This window comes from Neisseria mucosa, from assembly GCF_003044445.1.
Classification (GTDB): domain Bacteria; phylum Pseudomonadota; class Gammaproteobacteria; order Burkholderiales; family Neisseriaceae; genus Neisseria; species Neisseria mucosa_A.
Map to the genome: position 1 here is coordinate 32,571 of NZ_POWX01000014.1, position 22,332 is coordinate 54,902.

General features: G+C 54.4%; 20 protein-coding genes and 2 pseudogenes. 13 read left to right on the plus strand and 9 right to left on the minus strand.

Annotated features, from left to right (window positions below; all coding sequences use genetic code 11):
- Nucleotides 1-90: 90 nt before the first annotated feature.
- From queC to edd, 3 genes are all read right to left on the minus strand, one after another.
- Nucleotides 91-750 (minus strand): 7-cyano-7-deazaguanine synthase QueC, encoded by a 660-nt coding sequence (gene queC, locus DBY90_RS08720; RefSeq protein ID WP_070541011.1) that lies wholly within the window; start codon nt 748-750, stop codon nt 91-93.
- 163 nt (nt 751-913) lie between these two features.
- Nucleotides 914-1,552, minus strand: a complete 639-nt coding sequence (locus tag DBY90_RS08725) for a bifunctional 4-hydroxy-2-oxoglutarate aldolase/2-dehydro-3-deoxy-phosphogluconate aldolase (protein WP_002235906.1) — start codon at nt 1,550-1,552, stop codon at nt 914-916.
- A gap of 527 nt (nt 1,553-2,079) precedes the next feature.
- The gene (gene edd / locus DBY90_RS08730; RefSeq protein WP_003741552.1) at nt 2,080-3,915 is read right to left on the minus strand and encodes a phosphogluconate dehydratase; all 1,836 of its coding nucleotides are present in this window, start codon (nt 3,913-3,915) and stop codon (nt 2,080-2,082) included.
- A 466-nt stretch (nt 3,916-4,381) separates the two neighbouring features.
- On the opposite strand from edd, the gene zwf reads away from it, so the two are divergent.
- The 6 genes and pseudogenes from zwf to DBY90_RS12910 all read left to right on the plus strand — a co-directional run.
- The gene (gene zwf / locus DBY90_RS08735; RefSeq protein ID WP_070492674.1) at nt 4,382-5,827 is read left to right on the plus strand and encodes a glucose-6-phosphate dehydrogenase; all 1,446 of its coding nucleotides are present in this window, start codon (nt 4,382-4,384) and stop codon (nt 5,825-5,827) included.
- Nucleotides 5,828-6,042: 215 nt separating this feature from the next.
- Nucleotides 6,043-6,738, plus strand: a complete 696-nt coding sequence (pgl, locus tag DBY90_RS08740) for a 6-phosphogluconolactonase (protein WP_070492675.1) — start codon at nt 6,043-6,045, stop codon at nt 6,736-6,738.
- Nucleotides 6,719-7,720 (plus strand): glucokinase, encoded by a 1,002-nt coding sequence (locus DBY90_RS08745; protein WP_070492676.1) that lies wholly within the window; start codon nt 6,719-6,721, stop codon nt 7,718-7,720. Before pgl ends, DBY90_RS08745 begins: the two co-directional genes overlap by 20 nt.
- A gap of 49 nt (nt 7,721-7,769) precedes the next feature.
- A complete protein-coding gene (hexR, locus tag DBY90_RS08750; protein WP_070492677.1) occupies nt 7,770-8,618 on the plus strand; it encodes a DNA-binding transcriptional regulator HexR in 849 nt (282 codons plus the stop codon).
- A 190-nt stretch (nt 8,619-8,808) separates the two neighbouring features.
- Nucleotides 8,809-10,452: a glucose-6-phosphate isomerase gene (gene pgi / locus DBY90_RS08755; RefSeq protein WP_107987018.1), complete on the plus strand. Its 1,644-nt coding sequence runs from the start codon at nt 8,809-8,811 to the stop codon at nt 10,450-10,452.
- 93 nt (nt 10,453-10,545) lie between these two features.
- Nucleotides 10,546-10,656 (plus strand): annotated as a pseudogene (locus tag DBY90_RS12910) (IS5/IS1182 family transposase); the annotation flags it as partial.
- Nucleotides 10,657-10,841: 185 nt separating this feature from the next.
- On the opposite strand, the gene DBY90_RS08765 reads toward DBY90_RS12910, so the two are convergent.
- From DBY90_RS08765 to DBY90_RS08775, 3 genes are read right to left on the minus strand one after another with little or no spacing between them, the layout of a single operon-like run.
- Nucleotides 10,842-11,435, minus strand: a complete 594-nt coding sequence (locus DBY90_RS08765) for a DNA glycosylase (protein ID WP_070492479.1) — start codon at nt 11,433-11,435, stop codon at nt 10,842-10,844.
- 53 nt (nt 11,436-11,488) lie between these two features.
- The gene (locus DBY90_RS08770) at nt 11,489-12,391 is read right to left on the minus strand and encodes a DMT family transporter (protein WP_070492478.1); all 903 of its coding nucleotides are present in this window, start codon (nt 12,389-12,391) and stop codon (nt 11,489-11,491) included.
- A gap of 47 nt (nt 12,392-12,438) precedes the next feature.
- Nucleotides 12,439-13,056 (minus strand): phosphoribosylanthranilate isomerase, encoded by a 618-nt coding sequence (locus DBY90_RS08775; RefSeq protein ID WP_070492477.1) that lies wholly within the window; start codon nt 13,054-13,056, stop codon nt 12,439-12,441.
- Between the two features lie 173 nt (nt 13,057-13,229).
- On the opposite strand from DBY90_RS08775, the gene DBY90_RS13180 reads away from it, so the two are divergent.
- The 7 genes and pseudogenes from DBY90_RS13180 to DBY90_RS08800 all read left to right on the plus strand — a co-directional run bounded on the left by DBY90_RS13180 (nt 13,230) and on the right by DBY90_RS08800 (nt 19,737).
- Complete coding sequence (locus tag DBY90_RS13180) at nt 13,230-13,388, plus strand: hypothetical protein (protein WP_016687403.1); 159 nt, start codon at nt 13,230-13,232, stop codon at nt 13,386-13,388.
- Nucleotides 13,389-13,492: 104 nt separating this feature from the next.
- Nucleotides 13,493-13,603 (plus strand): annotated as a pseudogene (locus DBY90_RS12915) (IS5/IS1182 family transposase); the annotation flags it as partial.
- A gap of 145 nt (nt 13,604-13,748) precedes the next feature.
- Complete coding sequence (locus DBY90_RS08780) at nt 13,749-14,675, plus strand: BPSS1780 family membrane protein (protein ID WP_070492779.1); 927 nt, start codon at nt 13,749-13,751, stop codon at nt 14,673-14,675.
- Nucleotides 14,676-14,930: 255 nt separating this feature from the next.
- A complete protein-coding gene (rho, locus tag DBY90_RS08785; protein WP_070492780.1) occupies nt 14,931-16,190 on the plus strand; it encodes a transcription termination factor Rho in 1,260 nt (419 codons plus the stop codon).
- Nucleotides 16,191-16,286: 96 nt separating this feature from the next.
- Nucleotides 16,287-16,685 (plus strand): HIT family protein, encoded by a 399-nt coding sequence (locus tag DBY90_RS08790; protein ID WP_060975492.1) that lies wholly within the window; start codon nt 16,287-16,289, stop codon nt 16,683-16,685.
- 102 nt (nt 16,686-16,787) lie between these two features.
- A complete protein-coding gene (locus DBY90_RS08795) occupies nt 16,788-17,978 on the plus strand; it encodes an LD-carboxypeptidase (RefSeq protein WP_060975493.1) in 1,191 nt (396 codons plus the stop codon).
- A gap of 163 nt (nt 17,979-18,141) precedes the next feature.
- The gene (locus DBY90_RS08800; protein WP_003767654.1) at nt 18,142-19,737 is read left to right on the plus strand and encodes a peptide chain release factor 3; all 1,596 of its coding nucleotides are present in this window, start codon (nt 18,142-18,144) and stop codon (nt 19,735-19,737) included.
- 61 nt (nt 19,738-19,798) lie between these two features.
- On the opposite strand, the gene DBY90_RS08805 is transcribed toward DBY90_RS08800, so the two are convergent.
- From DBY90_RS08805 to bioA, 3 genes are read right to left on the minus strand one after another with little or no spacing between them, the layout of a single operon-like run.
- Complete coding sequence (locus DBY90_RS08805; RefSeq protein ID WP_080613300.1) at nt 19,799-20,344, minus strand: chorismate--pyruvate lyase family protein; 546 nt, start codon at nt 20,342-20,344, stop codon at nt 19,799-19,801.
- A gap of 3 nt (nt 20,345-20,347) precedes the next feature.
- Entirely contained in the window at nt 20,348-21,016 is a 669-nt protein-coding gene (bioD, locus tag DBY90_RS08810; protein WP_107987022.1) for a dethiobiotin synthase, read from the minus strand.
- Entirely contained in the window at nt 21,013-22,305 is a 1,293-nt protein-coding gene (bioA, locus tag DBY90_RS08815) for an adenosylmethionine--8-amino-7-oxononanoate transaminase (RefSeq protein WP_107987024.1), read from the minus strand. The genes bioD and bioA overlap by 4 nt, the downstream gene beginning before the upstream one ends.
- Between the last annotated feature and the right edge of the window lie 27 nt (nt 22,306-22,332).

Sequence of the window (22,332 nt, forward strand, 5' to 3'; positions counted from 1 at the left end):
CAGGACAAGGCGACGAAGCCGCAGACAGTACAGATAAGTACGGCAAGGTGAGGCAACGCCGTACTGGTTTAAAGTTAATCCACTATATTTTCAGACGACCCTTTTACTTTCCAAATATTCCGCCAGCCCGCGCTCGCGCAACACGCAGCTCGGGCATTCGTGGCAGCCGCCGACGATGCCGTTGTAGCAGGTGTGGGTCTGCTCGCGGATGTAATCCAGTGCGCCCATTTTGTCCGCCAACGCCCAAGTTTGCGCTTTGGTCAGGTACATCAGCGGGGTGTGGATTTGGAAGGCGTAGTCCATCGCCAGATTGAGGGTGACGTTCATGGATTTGACGAACACGTCGCGGCAGTCGGGATAGCCGGAGAAGTCGGTTTCGCACACGCCCGCGATGATGTGCCTGATGCCTTGTCCTTTGGCGTAGATGGCGGCGTAGAGCAGAAAAAGGGCATTGCGTCCGTCCACGAAGGTATTGGGCAGTCCGTCTGAAGCGGTTTCGATGGCGGCGGTGTCGTCCATCAGGGCGTTGTGTGTAATTTGCTGCATCAGGCTCAAGTCGAGTACGGTTTGTTTGACGCCCAAATCCTGCGCGATCCAGCGGGCGCGTTCCAGCTCGACGGCGTGGCGTTGTCCGTATTGGAAGGTGATGGCTTGGACGTTTTCGCGCCCGTAGGTTTGAATCGCCTGAATCAGGCAGGTGGTGGAATCCTGGCCGCCGGAGAAGATGACCAAGGCTTGTGGGTTTTGCATGGTGAATCCTAGTTTTGGTAACGCGGGAGGTTTGCGAACCGCGAAAATGGAAAAAAATTGTACGGATTATAGCGGATTTCGTCCGAATATACGCCGCCTGAAAGAACAAGGTCGTCTGAAACCCTAGAAAACGGTTTAAGACGACCTTTGGGATGTGGGAACATCAGGCTTTAGGTTTCAACGCCGCCGCTTCTTTGGCGAGGCGTGTAATGGTGTCCCAGTCTTTGTTTTTCACGGCTTCTTTCGGCGTCAGCCAAGAGCCGCCGACGCACAAGACGTTGGGCAGTGCCAAGTAATCGGGCGCGGTGGCGAGGCTGATGCCGCCGGTCGGGCAGAAGCGCACATCGGCGTAAGGGCCGTAGAGTGCTTTGAGCATGGCTTTGCCGCCGACGACTTCGGCAGGGAAGAGTTTGAGGGTGTCGATGCCGTGTTCCAAAGCCAGTTGGACTTCACCCGGAGTGGCAACGCCAGGAATCAGGGGAATGCCGCTGTTGTGGCTGGCTTTGGCGAGGGATTCGTGCAGACCCGGGCTGATGGCGAAAACCGCGCCTGCGTCTTCGACGGCTTTGAGCTGTTCGGGGTTGGTCACCGTACCTGCGCCGACGATGGCGTTGGGCACTTCTTTGGCAATCAGGCGGATGGCGTCGAGGCCGACGGGGGTGCGCAGGGTAATTTCGAGGGTGGGGATGCCGCCTTCGACAAGGGCGTGGGACAAATCGACAGCGGTGCTCAAGTCGTCAATCGCCATCACAGGCACAACTGCGCCTGCGCTCAGGATTTCGCGGGGGGTCAGTTTGGACATTTCGGTTCTCCAAGTGGAATGGGGTGTTGTTTTTTGTTGAGGTCAAACGGGATGGGGGTTTAAGTTTTCAGACGACCTTTGGGGCTGTAGGTCGGATACTCGTATCCGACAAATGCCCCTGATAACGTCGGATTCGAGAATCCGACCTACGTCTTTGCTTTTCTTCGCGGGCAAAGCCCACGCTACGTCTGTTGCGTTCAAACGGGACAGGGTTTTAAGTTTCAGACGACCTTTTGAGGCTGTAGGTCGGATACCCGTATCCGACAAATACTCTGATAACCTCGGATTCGAGAATCCGACCTACGTCTTTAGTTTTGTTCGCTGGCAAAGCCCACGCTACGTCTGTCGCGTTCAAAAGGAATGGTGGTTTAAGTTTCAGGCGACCTTTTGGGGCTGTAGGTCGGATACCCGTATCCGACAAATACTCTGATAACGTCGGATTCGAGAATCCGACCTACGTCTATTTAAACCGCTTCAATAATTTTTCAGACGACCTTTCGTTTGAAAAGGTCGTCTGAAACGCCGAATCAGGCAAATTCGCCGCCGAAGCTCATGGCGCCGGTTTCTGCGCTGCTGGTCATGCTGCGGAAGTTGGCGAAGAGTTCGCGGCCGCAGCCTTGTTGGTTCGCGCTCAAGTCGATGCGTTCGACTTCGCGGGCGTTCCATTCGGCTTCGTTAATCAGGACGTTGAGTTCGCCGGTAACAGAGTCAAAGCGGATCAGGTCGCCGGTACGGATTTTGGCGATGTTGCCGCCCATCAAGGCTTCAGGCGTCATGTGGATGGAAGCTGGAACTTTACCGGATGCGCCGGACATACGGCCGTCGGTCAGCAGCGCCACTTTGAAGCCACGGTCTTGCAGAATGCCCAAAGGCGGGGTCAGTTTGTGTAACTCGGGCATACCGTTGGCGCGCGGGCCTTGATAGCGGACGACACAGACGAAATCGCGTTCCAACTCGCCGCGCTCAAACGCAGCCAACACTTCGCGTTGGTCGTTGAACACGATGGCGGGCGCTTCGATGATGCGGCAGCCTTCGCGCACGGCGGACACTTTAATCACGCCGCGACCGATGTTGCCTTTCATCAGGCGCAGACCGCCGTCTGGGGAGAACGGGTTGTCGGCTTTGCGCAGGATGTCGTCGTTGCCGCTGGTTTCGGGGGCTTCGCGCCATTCGAGTTTGCCGTCAATGAGGAAAGGCTCTTTGGTGTAGTGGCGCATACCGTGTCCGACGACGGTATCGACATCGTCGTGCAACAAACCTGCGTCCAGCAATTCGCGGATGACGAAAGGCAGGCCGCCTGCCGCGGTAAAGTGGTTCACGTCGGCTTTGCCGTTGGGGTACACGCGGATGAGCAGCGGGATGATGGAGGAAATTTCGTCAAAGTCGTCCCAATTCAAAATCACGCCGGCGGCGCGCGCCATGGCAACGAGGTGCATGGTGTGGTTGGTCGATCCGCCGGTCGCCATCAGACCAATCAGGGCGTTGATGAAAGATTTTTCGGTCAACATTTCGCCCAAAGGTTTGATGGTGCCGTTTTTAATGCCGCGCGCGAGGTGTCCGGCAGCGTAGCGGGTCAGGGCTTCGCGCAGGTCGGTGTAGGGGTGGACAAAGGCGGCGGCAGGCAAGTGTACGCCCATCATTTCCATCATCATTTGGTTGGAGTTTGCCGTGCCGTAGAAAGTGCAGGTACCGGGGCTGTGGTAAGAACCCATTTCGCTTTCGAGCAATGCATCGCGGCCGACTTTGCCTTCGGCGAAAAGCTGGCGGGTACGGGCTTTTTCTTTATTGCCGATACCGCTGGACATCGGACCAGCAGGAACGAAGATGCCGGGAATATGACCGAACGAAAGTGCGCCTATCATCAAACCCGGCACGATTTTGTCGCACACACCCATAAACAGGCTGCCGTCAAACATTTGGTGCGACAGACCGACGGCGGTACTCATGGCAATCACGTCGCGGGAGAACAGCGACAATTCCATACCGGCGTAGCCTTGCGTGATGCCGTCGCACATGGCGGGCGTACCGCCGGCGACTTGGGCGGTCGCGCCGTTTTTCTGCGCTTCGTCTTTAATTTGATCGGGGAAGTCTTTAAACGGCTGGTGTGCGGAAACCATGTCGTTGTAGGCGGTGATGATGCCTAAGTTGGGAACGGTGTCCTGAAGCATTTCGATTTTGATGCTTTTGGGCATGGCGGCGTAACCGTGCGCCAAGTTGCTGCAACCGAGTTGGTTGCGCTCCAGCCGTCCCATTTGTTTGGCGCTGCGGATTTTCGCCAGATATTTTTCGCGGGTCGGACGGCTGCGTTCGATGATGCGCTCGGTGATTTCGGCGAGTTTGGGGTGGATAGGAGTGGGGTTCATGTTCGATCTCCTGTCGGAAGGGGGTGGTATGGGGATTTTGTTTGCGCGTTTCTGATTTTTTGTATTGGGTGTGGGGCATTTGGCGTTTCAGACGACCTTTACAAACCGTACAAGGGGTCGTCTGAAAGCCTCACTCTATATATGTAGGCTATTATAATACAAAACCTGTAATTTAGTTACAAAATAATCCGCTAAATGTAAGAAATTTGATTTAAATCGTGATATTTGTCTTTTGTGAAAATCTACCCGACCAAACTCATCAAACTTTTAAACTAAGTCAAATAATTTGTAAAAATGAGAATAGACAAAACGTGTAGCCATGTGTAGTATTACTACTCACTAGCCCGCCTGTTTTGAAATTTTGATGCAGGCGATTGGTTTCCATAGCTTTTACGCCGCGAGCCGCCCGTCTTTCACGGCATTTAACGGCACCGGCACAAAGCCCTCCTCAACGAGAGATAAAACGATGAGTACACAAACAAATTTTGATTTGGTGTTGTTCGGTGCGACCGGCGATTTGGCAATGCGCAAGCTGCTGCCTTGTCTGTATCAGGCGCACGTTGCAGGGTTGCTCAATCCTCAGGGTCGTATTTTGGGCGTCAGCCGCAGCGATTTGGATACGGCGGGCTTTTTGGCAAAAGTGGAAACCAACTCCAAAATCCATATCAAACAAAACTTTTCAGACGACGCTTGGGCATCGTTCGTCAAACGCATCGAATATCTGAAAGTCGACGTTACCGAAGAAGCCGATTTTGCCGCTTTGGGCGAAACGGTCAAAGCACGCAAAGAAACCGACAACGTCATCATCTACCTTTCCACCGCGCCGAAATTCTTCGCGCAAGCCTGTGAAAACCTTGCCAAAATCGGATTGAACGCCGACAACGCGCGCGTCGTTTTGGAAAAACCGCTGGGTACCGACCTCGCCTCTTCCCAACAAATCAATACCGATGTCGCCCGCTACTTCAAAGAAAGCCAAATCTACCGCATCGACCACTACTTAGGCAAAGAAAGCCTGCAAAACCTGCTGGCGCTGCGTTTTGCCAACGTGATGTTCGAGCCGTTGTGGAACAACAAATATATTGAGAGCGTACAACTGACCATAGCCGAACAGCTCGGCGTGGAAGAGCGCGGCGAGTTTTACGACATTACCGGCGCACTGCGCGACATGGTGCAAAACCACCTGATGCAAATGCTGTGTATGACCGCGATGGAAGCGCCCGCCAGCCTGGATGCCGACGCAGTGCGCGATGAAAAAGTCAAAGTCATCAAATCTTTGAAACCGCTGACCATCGAATCCGTCAACGAAAACGTCGTACGCGGACAATACACCGCCGCCAAAGGCATGAACGGCTATCTGGAAGAAATCAATGTTCCGCAAGACAGTTTCACCGAAACCTACGTCGCCATCAAAGCCGAAATCGAAAACGACCGCTGGAAAGGCGTGCCCTTCTATCTGCGTACCGGCAAACGCATGGCTGGTAAAGTGGCGGAAATCGTATTGAACTTCCGTCCGCTGCAAAACCATATTTTTGAAAACAGCCAAGCCGCGCCCAACCGTTTGGTTATCGAATTGCAGCCGACCGAGTCCGTGCGCCTGTATACGCAGATGAAAACGCCGGGTGCAGGCAACAAAGTCGAAATCGTGCCGCTGGCAACCGACTTGGAAAAAGCCCTCGAAGGCCGCCGCGCCGAAGCTTACGAACGCCTGCTGCTGGACGTCATCAACGGCAAGCTCGCCCTCTTCAACCGCCGCGACGAACTCGAAGCCGCTTGGGAATATGTGATGCCGATTTTGGACAACTGGGCAAGCAACACTACCCCGCCGCACGGCTACGACGCGCATTCATGGGGGCCGGAAGCCGCCCGCGAACTCTTGGCGCGCGACGGACATAAGTGGCACGAAGACCAGTAAAGCCTTTTCAGACGACCTTTGCTTGAAGCGTTCTCGGTTCAAAAAGGTCGTCTGAAAACCATAAGGCGGCGGATTAGGCGTTTCCCGTCAACCTTCACGCCTCCATCAACGACACAGGCTCTTACTTACTTTCCCGCTCACAAACACTGCCTTTCAGACGACCGCCCACCTCCTTCTTAAAAAAGGTCGTCTGAAAACAGAGAAAGGACACTTTTATGTTCGTTTGGCATGAATACGAAAACGCAGCAGCAGCCTCAGAAGCTTTGGCGGACGCAGTCGCCGCCGCGCTGCAAAACGCGCTGGATACAAAAGGCAGCGCGGTATTGGCGGTTTCCGGCGGCCGCTCGCCGATTCCCCTCTTCCAAGCCCTGTCGCAAAAAGATTTGAACTGGCAAAAAGTCGGCATTACTTTGGTTGACGAGCGCATCGTGCCGACCACCCACGCCGACAGCAACACCGCCTTGGCACACGAATACCTGCTGCAAAACAAAGCCGCCGCAGCGACTTGGATTCCCGTTGTCGAAGCGGGTAAATCTGAAACTGAATTACAACCCGACAGCGTCGTTGCCTACGCGCTGAAACATTACAAACAACCTGACGTGCTGATTTTGGGCATGGGCGGCGACGGACATACCGCCTCCCTCTTCCCACAAGCGCCGCAACTGAAGGCAGCCATCAACGAATCAGACGACCCTACCCTTATCCACACCACGCCCGTTACCGCGCCGCATGAACGCGTCAGTATGACACTGGGCGCCATCGCCAAAACGGAAAACGTCTTTCTGGCGATTCAGGGTGCGGAAAAGAAAGCCGTGTTCGACAAAGCCGCCTCCCGCGCCGATTTGGAATATCCGACCAGCCTGGTATTGAACCATCAAGGAGTGAACTGCCATGTCTTCTACTCAAACTGATATTCAACAACCCGTCAGCAAAAGTTATCCGCGCCTTGTTGCCGACATCGGCGGCACCAACGCCCGCTTCGCGCTCGAAACTGCCCCGCAGCAGATTGAACACGCCAAAGTCTTGCCATGCAAAGACTACGACACTATCGTCGATGCCGCCCGTTCTTATTTGGAACAAGTAGGCGGAGTCGATGTGCGCCACGCCGCCTTCGCCATGGCGAATCCGATCTTGGGCGACTGGGTGCAAATGACCAACCACCATTGGGCGTTTTCCATCGAAACCACCCGTCAGGCATTGGGGCTGGACACCCTTATCCTCTTGAACGACTTTACCGCGCAGGCATTGGCGGTAACGCAGACTTCAAGCAAAGACCTGATGCAGATAGGCGGACAAAAACCGGTCGAATTTGCCCCCAAAGCCGTCATCGGCCCGGGAACCGGTTTGGGCGTCAGCGGACTGGTACACAGCCCCGCAGGCTGGGTGGCACTTGCCGGCGAAGGCGGACATTCCAGCTTCCCGCCGTTTGACGACATGGAAGTTTTGATTTGGCAATATGCGAAAAACAAATACGGCCATGTTTCCGCCGAACGCTTCCTCAGCGGCGCAGGTTTGAGCCTGATTTACGAAGCACTCGCCAAACGCGACAAACTGAAAAACTACCGCCTCAAACCGTCCGAAATCACTGAAAAAGCCTTAAGCGGCACTTCCCCGCTCTGCCGTCAGACTTTGGACATCTTCTGCGCCATGCTCGGCACGGTTGCCTCCAACCTCGCCCTGACGCTGGGCGCGCGCGGCGGCGTGTATTTGTGCGGCGGCATCATCCCCCGCGTTTTGGAATATTTTAAAACCTCACCTTTCCGCAGCCGCTTTGAAAACAAAGGCCGTTTCGAAGCCTATCTCGCCGCGATTCCCGTTTATGTCGTGTTAAGCGAATTTCCGGGCATCACCGGCGCAGCGGCGGCACTCGACAACCACTTGAAAAACGTTTAATCACACAAGCCGCCCCGCCGCGGGGCGGCACACATCGAAGGGCATATTTATGTTAAGCAAAATCAGCGAATCACTGTCAAACCTGTCGGGCGCGGAACGCAAAGTCGCCGAATGCGCCTTGGCGGAACCCAAATGGTTTGTCCATGCCGCCGTCGCCGAAATCGCCGAGCGCGCATCCGTCAGCCAGCCGACCGTCATCCGTTTTTGCCGCAGCCTGGGCTACAAAGGACTGCCCGAGTTCAAACTCGCCCTGTCCGCCAGCATAGGCCACGAAGGTATGCCCTACGTCCATGAAGAACTCAACGCCGACGACGACATGAGTGTCGTGGTCGAAAAAGTTTTGAGCAACGCCGCCGCTTCCATTTTGGGCGAACGCCGCTTCCTGAAAGAGTCCGAACTGGAAAACGCCATCGCCACACTGATGCACGCCCGCCGTGTCGAATTTTACGGCGTCGGCAACTCCGGTATCGTCGCCCAAGACGCGCAACACAAATTCTTCCGCTTCGGCATCTCCACCGTCTCCTATGTCGATACCCACACCCAGCTCATGGCGGCTTCCGTCCTGTCCGATCAAGACGTACTCGTCGCCATTTCCAACACCGGCTCGTCCATCGAGCTTTTGGACGCCGTCAGCATCGCCAAAGAAAACGGCGCGGCAGTGATTGCCCTGACCCGCAACGACTCTCCGCTGGCGCAACTTGCTGACTGCGTTTTGAGCATCGCCACGCAGGAAAACGCCGAGCTCTACACCCCCATGGTTTCCCGCCTGCTGCAACTTGCCGTCATCGACATCCTCGCCATCGGACTCGCCCTGCGCTTGGGCGACGCCGCCAGCCTGCAACTGCAAAAAAGCAAAAAAAGCATACACAACAAACACGTCGATTACGATAAAGACTAAACAATATAGTGGATTAACAAAAATCAGGACAAGGCAACGCCGTACTGGTTTAAAGTTAATCCACTAGAAAAAATAACGGCAGACAACCCGCCTTTGCCACAAACCCTAAAAACGGAAACCCACCCGTTCCCGTTTCAGACGACCTCGCGGCCGTTTTTCCCACAAAACCGTCCAACCTCAGGAGCATCCGATGAAACACCTTCACGACTTACCGGCTTGGTCAAAATTATGGATACATTTTGACGAAACCAAAGAACAACACATGCGCGAAATGTTCGAGCAAGACCCGCAGCGGGCGGAACGTTACTGGCTGCAAGTCGGCGGGCTGACGCTGGATTACTCCAAAAACCGCATCACCGACGAAACCATGTCCCTGCTGACCGAGCTTGCCCGCGAAGCCGGCGTACCCGAGCGTATGCAGCAGATGTTCCACGGCGAAAAAATCAACACCACCGAAAACCGCGCCGTCCTCCACGTCGCCCTGCGCAACCGCACCAATTCCCCCATCGTCGTTGACGGCGAAGACGTCATGCCCAAAGTCAACCGCGTCCTCCAACGCATGGGCGAATTTGCACACGAAGTCCGCAGCGGCAGCTGGTTAGGCTACACCAACCAAGTCATCACCGACGTCGTCAACATCGGCATCGGCGGCTCCGACCTCGGCCCGCTGATGATGTGTACCGCGCTCAAACCCTTCGGACACCCCCGCCTGCGCATGCACTTCGTCTCCAACGTGGACGGCTCCCAACTGCGCGACGTACTGTCCAAAGTCCACCCCGAAACCACCCTCTTCATCATCGCCTCCAAAACCTTCACCACCCAAGAAACCCTCACCAACGCCCTAACCGCGCGCAAATGGTTCATTGACCACGCAGGCGATGAAACCGCCGTCGCCAAACACTTCGTCGCCGTCTCCACCAACCAAAAAGCCGTCGCCGAATTCGGTATCGACACCGCCAATATGTTTGAATTCTGGGACTGGGTCGGCGGACGATACAGCCTCTGGTCGGCAATCGGCCTGCCCATCATGCTCTACTTGGGCGAAGAAAACTTCATCGAAATGCTCAACGGCGCGCACCTGATGGACCAACACTTCATCAATACCCCGCTCGAGCGCAACCTCCCCGTCATCCTCGCCCTCGTCGGCATCTGGTACATCAACTACTACGGCGGCGGCAGCCACGTCATCGCCCCCTACGACCAACACCTCCACCGACTGCCCAAATTCATCCAGCAGCTCGACATGGAGAGCAACGGCAAACAAGTTACCCTCGACGGCAAGTCCATCGGCTACGAAACCTCCCCGATTATTTGGGGCGAAACCGGCATCAACGGTCAGCACGCCTTCTTCCAACTGCTGCACCAAGGTACCCACATCACCCCGATCGACCTCATCGCCTCGCTTGAAAAACGCAGCAACCTGCGCGGCCACCACGAAATCCTGCTCGCCAACGTGTTCGCCCAAGCCGAAGCCTTCATGCGCGGCAAAACCCCCGACGAAGTCCGCGCCGAACTCAAAGCACAAGGCATGGAAGAAGCCCGCATCGAAGAGCTGGTTCCACACAAAACCTTCTCCGGCAACCGCCCGACCAACCTCATCCTCATGGACAAGGTCAACCCCCGCAACATGGGCAGCCTGATTGCCATGTACGAACACAAAACCTTCGTCCAAGGCATCATCTGGGGCATTAACAGCTTCGACCAATGGGGCGTCGAACTCGGCAAACAGCTCGCCAAAACCATCCTCGCCGAGCTGACCGGAGAAACCGGTTTACAAAAACACGACAGCTCCACCACCCGCCTGATCAATCTTTATCTGAACGCCAACAAATAAAGACAGCAGCCGTCAGACAAAAGGTCGTCTGAAAACCCGGATTCAAGGTTTTCAGACGACCTTTTTCACCGAATACCGCTACCGTTAATACAGAAATATAGTGGATTAAATTTAAATCAGGACAAGGCGACGAAGCCGCAGACAGTACAAATAGTACGGCAAGGCGAGGCAACGCCGTACTGGTTTAAATTTAATCCACTATACAGATAACGGTTCATTTGACTTTCATAACAAGGAATCCTCTAACTGCCGTCATTCCCGTGCAGGCGGGAATTCATTTTTGAACTTAAGAAACTGTTTCTCAAACACCCGTATCTTAAAACATCCAAGTATGTGCCACACTGCAACTCATCCTTGCGCAGGCGTGATGCAACGACGGTATAAGTACCTCACACCAAGCCCGCCATTTCAAAAAACGCCCGATACGCCGCCGCCTTTTTCGCCAAACTCAAAGGATAAGCGCGCGAAGTGGACGGCAGGCGGGTCAGGGTCAAATCCCGTCCGGCAAACGGAAACGGCATGGTTTCGCCCGTTTTCGGCATTTTGATGCCGCCACCCTGAATATCGAGCAGGATTTCCGTCGCCTTACCACCGGTGGTGCAGATATGGCGGCAGTCGGGCATCTGCGCCAACACCGCCGCCAAATCGACGGTTTCGACCACTTGCAAAAACTTGTCCGACGCATTGCCGTGTTCGCGTATTGCCTTCAACACGGTCGGACACGAAGCAATCCCACGTTCGCGCAAAAACGCCTTGATTTTCTCCGCGTCAAATGCTTTTTCAGACGGCATTTGGAAATACGCCGCATCATTAAAAAACACCAGCCCATAAACGCGCCACATATCGTTTTGGAAATTCGGGTAATGAAACTGCATCGCGCGTTTGTCTTCCTTGGGCGGAAACGTCCCCATCATCATTACCGTCGCCTGCGGCGGCAGCAAAGCGGGGAAAGGATGGGTTTCGATTTCAAGCGGAGCGGACATCATGATTTCCTTGATAAAAAATATTGAACACAAAGCAGCCGGTTGCCGCCTTTTCAGACGACCTTCTGCCCGTAACGCATCAGCGTCATGCCGCCGACCGCCGCCGCGCAGCCCGCAACCAGCGAAATATGCAAAGGTTCGCCCAAAACCCACGCCGAGCTGAGCATGCCGAAAATCGGTACGAGCGTAATATACGCCGCCGCGCTGCCTGCGCCCAAAGTCTTCACACCTTCGAAATACCACGCGTAGGCCAATACCGTCGCGCCGATGACCAGCCACGCCAATGCCGTCCAACCGCGTGCATCCATCGCCGCCATTGCCTCAAAAGGCAGTCCGTCCGCCCACAACGCCACCACCGACAACATCAGCGCGCCGATGAATGAAGTTGCCGCCGTTACCGTCAACGCGTCTATCCCGCGCAAAACCGCACGCCCGATTAAAGTATAAGCCGCCCAGCAGACCACGCAGCCGAAAATCAGCCACTCCCCTGCCTTGATGCCACCCGACAATACCGTCAACGGCTGCCCTTGCGTTACCGCCGTTATCGCACCACAAACCGCCAACAGCATACCCGCCAAAATCTTCGCGTTTAAACGCTCGCCGAAAAGCCAAGCTGCCAGCAGCAGCGTCAGCACGGGATTCACCGCCACAACCACCGCCGCCTTACCCGCCGGCATCGCCTGCAAACCCAGCATAAAAAACACCGCATAGCCGCACACCCCGACGGAAGCGGCTGCCGTCAAGCCCAGCCATTGCCGCGCCGACAAAGCCGCCAAAGTCGCAAACCTGCTGCGCGCAAACAACCAACCCAACAGCAAAACCGAAGCCAGTACAAACCGAACCGCCCCGCCCGTCAACGGCGGCAGCGACTGCCCCAGCATCCGCCCCATCGGCCAAGACGCACCCCACAATACTGCCATTCCCAGCAGTTTCAAATGTACAGAATAACGTTCCATCTCATTCCTTTATCAACAAAGGTCGTCTGAAAATCAGATTTTCAGTTTCAGACGACCTTTGCAGCCGCCACAAACGCCGCTATTTTTTCCTTGTCTTTAATCCCTGCCGCGCTTTCCACGCCGCCGGACACGTCCACCGCCGCCGCGCCGCTGGTTTTCACCGCATCGGCAACGTTTTCCGGCGTCAGCCCGCCCGCCAAAATCCACGGTTTGCCGATATTGCCGCGGAGCATCGTCCAATCGAAACTCTGCCCCGTACCGCCGTATTCGGTCGGATGGTAAGCGTCGAACAACAGCGCGCGCGCGTTGGGGAACTTGGTGCAGGCCGTCTGAATATCGGCGGCGGACTGCACGCGCACGGCTTTGAGATACGGCCGGTCAAACTGACGGCAGAAGTCATCGTCTTCGTCGCCGTGAAACTGAATCACGTCTATCGGCACTTGGCGCAAAATTTCCCTGATATTGTCCGCCGTTTCATTAACAAATAAAGCAACCGCCGAAACAAAAGGCGGCAATGCAGCCACAATTTCCGCTGCCTGCGCCGCCGTTACCGCGCGTTTGCTTTTCGCGTAAAACACCAGCCCGACGGCATCGGCGCCCGCATCGGCGGCAGATTGCGCATCTTCGGGGCGGGTAATGCCGCATATTTTGGTACGGATTTTCATATCTCCCCTCTCTTTAAAGATATTCGGAAAGCAAGGATTATAGCGGAACAGCCCGCCATGACGGCAACAGGATTCTTGAAGAAATCCCTCTGTAAAAATGCAGCAAACTTGAATCTTTCCCCGCTACGGCGTAACCTTACGCCTTTATCCGATTACCGACGGGAGCCGACAACATGACCGAACCTAAAAACACCCAGCCTTCCCTGCCTGAAGACGAACGTAAAAATCCCGTTTACCGATTAGGACAGGCTGTTGCAGGATTTATGCTGGTCGTCTGGGCGGGTGTGTTGGCATTGGTTTTTTATTTGGTTTTCCGCTTTTGGTTCAGCTGACAGACAGCAAGCCGCCATCGTTTCTTTAAGCGTATCCTTTCCAAAACAGAAAACCGTCTGCCGATAGATTTCGAAACATATCGCCCAATAACCCATCTGCGATTTATAGTGGATTAAATTTAAATCAGGACAAGGCGACGAAGCCGCAGACAGTACAAATAGTACGACAAGGCGAGGCAACGCCGTACTGGTTTAAATTTAATCTACTATATCTTGGTACGCTATAAACTTCCTCATGCCAAACACAAAGGTCGTCTGAAAATTTTTCAGACGACCTTTTGTCAAACTCTCAACAAATAACCATATACGCTTATGATATAATGATAGACTTTCTCATCTGTAAACTTGGAAATTATTTTTATGGAAACATTGCAACCTTCCCAGCACCCTATCCCCCCAAAAAACTCCTTCAACGAACCCAAACGTCTTCGCGCAGGCGAAGGGGTAAGCTGGTTTACCGACTCATGGCGTATTTTCAGTAAAAACAAATTCAAATGGATGGGCGCAATTATTTTAATCAGCCTTATTCCTATCGCGGTAGGTTTTCTATTCGGTTTGCTAGGCATTGAAAGCCCGCCCGCTGATTTCAATAATTTCAATGATTTCACCTCAACCATAATAATCCGAGAATTACTCTTCAATCTGTTTTTCTATTGGGTGGGCTTTTGTTTCCTCGGTGGCATCGTGCTGCTTGCAGCCCAAACCGCGCAAGGTAAGAATTTCAACTTCGGCTCTCTGTTTGCCGGATTTTCGATTAAAAAAAGCGGAGCATTCCTGATTCTTTTACTGCTGAGTATCGTCGTATGCCTGCTTTTAGCTTTGGCCGTTGTTATTCCTTTCGGTATGTTTGCCAACGGAAATTTCTTAAGGGCAGACTTTATGCCGGCCTTTCCAATTTTATTTATTATCCTGTTGGTTATTATCGCCATTTACTCCATGATGTTTTGGCTGGCTCCTGCCTTTGTCATGTTGGAGGATATGAACCCTGTTGCCGCTATTAAGGCCAGTTTCAATGCCTGCCGCCGCAACATCCCCGCCCTGCTGGTATACGGCTTAATTTGGCTGGGTATCGGTATCGCGTTTTGGTTCATATTTATGATAGTCATCGTTTCCGCATTTGCAACAGAAGCATCGATACAGCAAGCAACCGCGCTTTCCGGCCCTGTTTTTATTTTGTTCTTCATCTTCTTAGTGATTACTTACTTGGTTCTCTACCCTGTAGCAATGATCGGCATATACACCGCCTATCGCAGCATTCTCCCCCAAGGTCGTCTGAACAAATACTAATCTTTCAGTAGAAGATCGTTGTTTCTCATAAAAGTCGTCTGAAATCTATTTCAGACGACTTTTTCAATTCGATGTTGCCAGCCATACAACAAAACCTATGCCATACAAACCTTGCCCCGCCTAAATTTGACACCCGCCCTCCGACTGCCTACAATTCAGGTTTCTCAAAAATCACCGTACATTCCGTACACCATTCTTTTCAGACGACCTCTGTCTTCCGAATCCCATTCTTTTCCAATACAACTGTCAAAAATCATGCACGTTTCAGAATTACAAACCCTACACATTTCCAAGCTCTTGGAAATGGCAGAAGAACACGGCATTGAAAACGCCAACCGTTTCCGCAAACAAGACCTCGTATTCGCCATCGTCCGCCAAATGATGAAGCAGGGTGAAAGCTTTACCTGTTCCGGTACGCTCGAAATCCTACCCGACGGCTTCGGCTTTTTACGCAGCGCAGACACTTCCTACCTCGCGGGCCCCGACGACATCTACGTCTCCCCCACACAAATCCGCCGCTTCAACCTGCATACGGGAGACACCATAGAAGGCAGCGTGCGCGTACCCAAAGACAACGAACGCTATTTCGCCCTCGTTCGCCTCGACAGTATCAACGGCGATCATCCCGAAGTTTGCAAACACAAAATCCTCTTCGAAAACCTCACCCCGCTTTTTCCCACCAAACAGTTCAAACTCGAGCGCGATATTAAAGCCGAAGAAAACCTCACCGGCCGCGCCATTGATTTGGTTTCTCCCATCGGCCGCGGACAACGCGCCCTGTTGGTTGCGCCGCCGAAAACCGGTAAGACCGTGATGCTGCAAAACATCGCACACGCGATTACCGCCAACTATCCTGATGTCGAACTCATCGTCTTGTTGATTGACGAACGTCCGGAAGAAGTTACGGAAATGAGCCGCTCCGTGCGCGGCGAAGTCGTCTCCTCCACCTTCGACGAACCGGCGCAACGCCACGTCCAAGTGGCGGAAATGGTGATTGAAAAAGCCAAGCGCATGGTCGAACACAAAAAAGACGTAGTCATCCTGCTCGACTCGATTACCCGTCTTGCCCGCGCCTACAACACCGTTGTCCCAACTTCCGGCAAAATCCTCACCGGCGGTGTAGATGCCAATGCCCTTCACCGTCCTAAACGCTTCTTCGGCGCGGCACGTAATGTCGAAGAAGGCGGTTCGCTCACCATTATTGCTACTGCGCTTGTAGAAACCGGCAGCCGTATGGATGATGTGATTTACGAAGAATTTAAAGGTACGGGCAATATGGAGCTGCACCTCGACCGCCGCATGGCAGAAAAACGCCTGTTCCCTGCTATCAGTATCAACAAATCTGGCACTCGTCGAGAAGAATTGTTGGTGCCGAACGATCAGTTGCAGCGCATGTGGCTCTTGCGCAAATTCCTGCATCCAATGGACGAAATCGAAGCGACCGAATTTTTGGTTGGTAAACTCAAAGATTCTAAAAACAACGACGATTTCTTCGAGCTGATGCGCGGAAAATAAAATCATCGAAGGTCGTCTGAAAACGATGTATTAAGTTTTCAGACGACCTTTCTCATTTCCGACAAACCGTTCCCTCATATCCAAACGAGAAAACCCATGACCTGCCCCATCTGCACCGCAGACAACGAAGACATTTTGCTGCAAACCCCAAACCTGCGCGTTATCGCCGTCCACAACGAAGCCTCAGCCCCGGCATTCTGCCGCGTCATCTGGAACGACCACATCGCCGAGATGACCGACCTTTCAGCCGCCGAACGCGCCGAAATCATGGAAATGGTGTATAAAGTCGAAGCCGCCATGCGCCAAGTGTTCCGTCCCGCCAAAATCAACCTTGCCAGCCTGGGCAACGTCGTCCCCCATCTGCATTGGCACGTCATCGCCCGCTTCGAAAACGATGCCAACTTTCCCGCCCCGATTTGGGCAGCCCCCGTCCGCGAACACGGCATGACCCTGCCGGACCACTGGACGGAACAAGTCAAAGCCCTGCTGGCGTAACGTTCAGACGACCTCAATAGGCGTATCGGATACCGCATATCAACCGATTTTCAGACGACCCCTGCCGAAAAGGTCGTCTGAAACCCAAGCAAAGGAAACCATATGACCTGGCAAACCTCCCGCCGCCATTTCCTCCGCGCCTGCTCCGCCGCAGCCGGAGCCGGACTGCTGCAAGCCTGCGGCACCGGCACGACCGTTACCCCGTCCACTCAAACCGGCAACACAGCGAAAGCCCAACCCGTGCAGCCCAAAACCAGCCATCCCCCACGCTCCGGCGACAACCTCCTCCGCGTCGTCGCCCCTTCCGGCTTTGCCGAAGACCCCAACCGCGTCAACGCAGGCTTGACCCGCCTCTATAACGCAGGTTTTACTGTGACCAACCAACAAGCAGGCAGCCGACGCTATCAACGCTTCGCTGGCTCCGACGCCCAACGTGCCGCCGACTTCCAAGAGGTCGCCACCGGCCGCGTTGAAACACCCAAAGTCCTCATGGGCTTGCGCGGCGGCTACGGCGCGGCACGCATCCTGCCGCAAATCGACTTCGCTTCACTCGGCGCCAGAATGCGCGAACGCGGCACCTTGTTCTTCGGCTTCAGCGACGTTTGCGCCGTCCAACTCGCCCTGCTCGCCAAAGGCAATATGGCAAGCTTCGCCGGCCCTATGGTTTACAGCGAATTCGGCAAACCCGAACCCAGTGTCTTCACCATGGATTCGTTCATCCGCGGCACCACCAACAACGTCAACATTATCGACGTTCCCGCCATCCAACGCGCCAACGTCAACGTCGAAGGTACCTTATGGGGCGGCAACCTCAGCGTTCTCGCCTCCCTCGCAGGCTCGCCCTATATGCCCGACATCCAAGGCGGCATCCTGTTCGTCGAAGACGTCAGCGAACAACCCTACCGCATCGAACGCATGTTGAACACGCTTTATCTTGCAGGCATCCTGCAAAAACAACGCGCCATCATCTTCGGCGACTTCCGCATGGGCACCATCCGCGACGTATACGACTCAAGCTACGACTTCTCCGCTGTCGTCAACCACGTCTCACGCACCGCCAAAGTCCCCGTCCTGACAGGCTTCCCCTTCGGACACATTACCAATAAAAGCACCTTCCCATTAGGCGCACATGCCAAAATCCACAGCACTGCCAACGGCGGCTACACCGTAACCTTCAGTGGCTACCCTACCCTGAACCCCGCCGCCCTAACCCTCAACAACCTGCTGCCCCCGCCTATGCCTACCTTTGACAGCGCTACTTACAGCCCCATAATTGAAGAAATTACCGAATAAACAAGATGCCAATCCAAGAGAAGGTCGTCTGAAAAGCTTTCAGACGACCTTTTTTATCCCCTAATCATTGAACCGATTAATGTTTTTTTGTACAATCCCCGCCATCTCAATCCTTTCTCAGGCCGTCGGAAAAGCGGCCTGAACCTTTTTGCAAAGAAAGCCCATGTCCCAAGAAATCCTCGACCAAGTGCGCCGCCGCCGCACGTTTGCCATCATCTCACACCCTGACGCGGGTAAAACCACGCTGACCGAAAAGCTGTTGCTGTTTTCAGGTGCGATTCAGAGCGCGGGTACGGTAAAAGGCAAGAAAACCGGCAAATTCGCCACCTCCGACTGGATGGAAATCGAGAAGCAGCGCGGCATTTCCGTGGCATCAAGCGTGATGCAGTTCGACTACAAAGACCACACCGTCAACCTCTTGGACACGCCGGGACACCAAGACTTCTCCGAAGACACCTACCGCGTTTTAACCGCCGTGGACAGCGCGTTGATGGTCATCGACGCGGCAAAAGGCGTGGAAGCGCAAACCATCAAACTCTTGAACGTCTGCCGCCTGCGTAATACGCCGATTGTCACGTTCATGAACAAATACGACCGCGAAGTGCGCGATTCTTTGGAATTGCTGGATGAAGTGGAAAATATTTTAAAAATCCGCTGCGCGCCCGTCACTTGGCCGATCGGCATGGGCAAAAACTTCAAAGGCGTGTACCACATCCTGAACGATGAAATCTATCTCTTTGAAGCGGGCGGCGAACGTCTGCCGCACGAGTTCGACATTATCAAAGGCATCAACAATCCCGAATTAGAACAACGCTTTCCGCTGGAAATCCAGCAGTTGCGCGACGAAATCGAATTGGTGCAGGCGGCTTCCAACGAGTTTAATCTCGACGAATTTCTCGCCGGCGAACTCACGCCCGTGTTCTTCGGCTCGGCGATTAACAACTTCGGTATTCAGGAAATCCTCAATTCATTGATCGACTGGGCGCCCGCGCCGAAACCGCGCGACGCGACCGTGCGCATGGTCGAACCTGACGAGCCGAAGTTTTCCGGATTTATCTTTAAAATCCAAGCCAATATGGACCCGAAACACCGCGACCGCATCGCCTTTTTGCGCGTCTGCTCCGGCAAATTCGAGCGCGGCATGAAGATGAAACACCTGCGCATCAACCGCGAAATCGCCGCCTCCAGCGTGGTTACGTTCATGTCGCACGACCGCGAGCTGGTGGAAGAAGCCTACGCGGGCGACATCATCGGCATCCCGAACCACGGCAACATCCAAATCGGCGACAGCTTCTCCGAAGGCGAACAACTGGCGTTTACCGGCATCCCCTTCTTCGCACCCGAACTGTTCCGCAGCGTCCGCATCAAAAACCCGCTGAAAATCAAGCAACTGCAAAAAGGTTTGCAACAGCTCGGCGAAGAAGGCGCGGTGCAGGTGTTCAAACCCATGAGCGGCGCGGATTTGATTTTGGGCGCGGTCGGCGTGTTGCAGTTTGAAGTCGTTACCTCGCGGCTGGCCAACGAATACGGCGTAGAAGCCGTGTTCGACAACGCATCCATCTGGTCCGCGCGCTGGGTATCGTGCGACGACAAGAAAAAACTGGCAGAGTTTGAAAAAGCCAATGCGGGCAATCTGGCGATAGACGCAGGCGGCAACCTCGCCTACCTCGCCCCCAACCGCGTGAATTTGGGACTCACGCAAGAACGCTGGCCGGACATCGTGTTCCACGAAACGCGCGAGCATTCGGTGAAATTGTAATAGATTAAAAAGGTCGTCTGAAAACCGTTTCAGACGACCTTTCCTTATATTGCTGCGACGTTTAGCGCATAATCCGCGCCAACCCCGGCAAAAAATATTCCGTCAGTTCCAACACCTCGCCATCCCAATCAAAATAAGACCTGCGGGCGGCGACAGGTCGTCTGAAATCATCCTGACCGCCTGCGTTTTCCATCAGACAAAACTCGAATGCCGAACGCTTCAGGGGCAGTGTGCCGTCAAACAGCCGCTCGCCCAAAGGCTGCGTGCCGCAATCCAACACGCCGCGCCAGGCTTGGGATTGCGGGCTGCACGCGCTGCGCGCCTGTACGACGGGCACGCCGTTCAGATGCAGCAAAACGTCGCGGACGAATTGCGGGGCGGCGGTTTCGGTATGGCTTTTGCCAAACGAATTGCCCTGTCCGTCCAGTTCGCCCATATACAGCACTTTTACCGCAAAACTGCCGCCCAAGGCGCGTAAGGCGGCGGTCAGCGATTGCGCTTGGCACAAAGCGGCGGCACGTTCGTTCCAACCTTGCGGCAGCTCGTCAGGAAGTTTGTCTTGCCAATTTAAAGGGGGATTCATAGGATTTAGATTGATGGGTTTCATGTTTTAATCGTTTTCAGACGACCTTTCGTCCGTCTCCACCTTATCCAACTCCATCCACTCCGCATCGGGGAAATCTGTTTTCAGACGACCCCTTAGATACGCCGAGCTGTCTTGGGCGATGTTCTCGTCGCGGCTGTCGTGGATGTGGTTGAAAATCAGGCTGTGCAGGCTGATGCCGTATTGTTTGAGCGCGGCGAAGCTGAGCAGGGTGTGGTTAATACTGCCGAGCCGTCCGCTGGTAACGAGAATGACGGGATAAGCCTGTTGCTGAACATAATCAATGGTTAACAGGTTTTCCGTCAGCGGAACCATCAATCCGCCCGCGCCTTCGACCAAGACGATTTCGTATTGCGCCGCCAATTCTTGCGTGGCGGTGCGGATTTTGTCCAAGTCCAAAACCCTGCCGTCCAGACGGGCGGCGAGGTGGGGCGAGGCGGGATAGCTGAAGATTTCGGGCATGGTCAGCCGCTGTTTGTCGGCTTCCTGCATGGGTATGCCCATGATGTTGCGGTGGACGGCGATGTCGTCGGCGATGTTTTGGCAACCGGTTTGCACAGGCTTTTGCGTGATCACGCTTTTGCCCTGCTGCAACAATTGTTTTGCCAACATGCCGGTGGCGACGGTTTTGCCGATGTCCGTGTCTATGCCGCTGACGAAGTAAACGCCTTTCATTTGCTGTGTTCCTTCAAGATTTGTATGCTTTTGTCGGCAAGTTCGGTCAAGAGGTCGTCTGAAATGATGTAAGGCGGCATGAGGTACACCAGCCTGCCGAATGGGCGCACCCAAATGCCCTGCTCCACGCAGTCCGCTTGAAAACGCGCCATATCCACGCCTTTTTCCAGCTCGATCACGCCGATGGCACCCAAAACGCGCACGTCTTTCACGCCGCGGATGTCCCATGCGGTTTTCAGACGACCTTTCAGGATGCTTTCGATGCGGCGGATATTTGCCTGCCAATCTTGGGACAAAAGCAGCTTGACCGAAGCGCAGGCAACGGCACACGCCAGCGGGTTCGCCATAAATGTCGGGCCGTGCATGAACACGCCCGCTTCGCCGCGCGAAATCGTTTCGGTGACTTTTTGCGAAGTGACTGCCGCCGCCAGCGTCATATAGCCGCCGCTCAAGCCCTTGCCGATACACATAATATCCGGCACGACCTCCGCATGTTCGCAGGCAAACATCTTGCCCGTACGCCCGAATCCGGTGGCGATTTCGTCAAAAATCAACACAATATCAAATTCATCACACAAATCGCGCAAACCGCGAAGATACTGCGGATGATAAAAATACATGCCGCCCGCACCCTGCACGACTGGTTCCAAAATAAAGGCGGCAATATCCGCATGATGCGCTTCAAACAAGGCGCGGACAGGCTGCAAATCCGCCCCATCCCATTCATCGTCGAAACGGCTTTTTGGATTATCGACAAAATAACGCTGCGGCAGAGCGCTGCCGAAAATATGGTGCATCCCCGTTTCCGGATCGCAGACGGACATCGCGTTCCAAGTATCGCCGTGATACCCGCGCCGCACCGTCGCAATATTCTGCTTCGCCGTCAAACCCCGCGCCTGCTGGTATTGCACCGCCATCTTCAACGCGACTTCCACCGAAACCGAACCCGAATCCGCATAAAAAATACGGTCCAACCCCTGCGGCAAAATCCCGACCAATAATTTGCCCAGCTCCACCGCCGGCCCGTGCGTCAAACCGCCGAACATCACATGCGACATTTGCTTAATCTGCGCCTCAACCGCCTGATTCAAAACAGGATGATTGTAGCCGTGTATCGCACACCACCAAGACGACATCCCGTCAATCAGCCGCGTACCGTCCGCCAATTCAATATGCACGCCCTCCGCACGGCACACCGGATAAACAGGCAACGGGTCGGTCATGGATGTATAGGGATGGAGCAGATGGGCGCGGTCGAAATCGAGCAGGGAGGAATTTTCGGAAATCATAGGACGTTCTTTTGCTTAATCTGAATT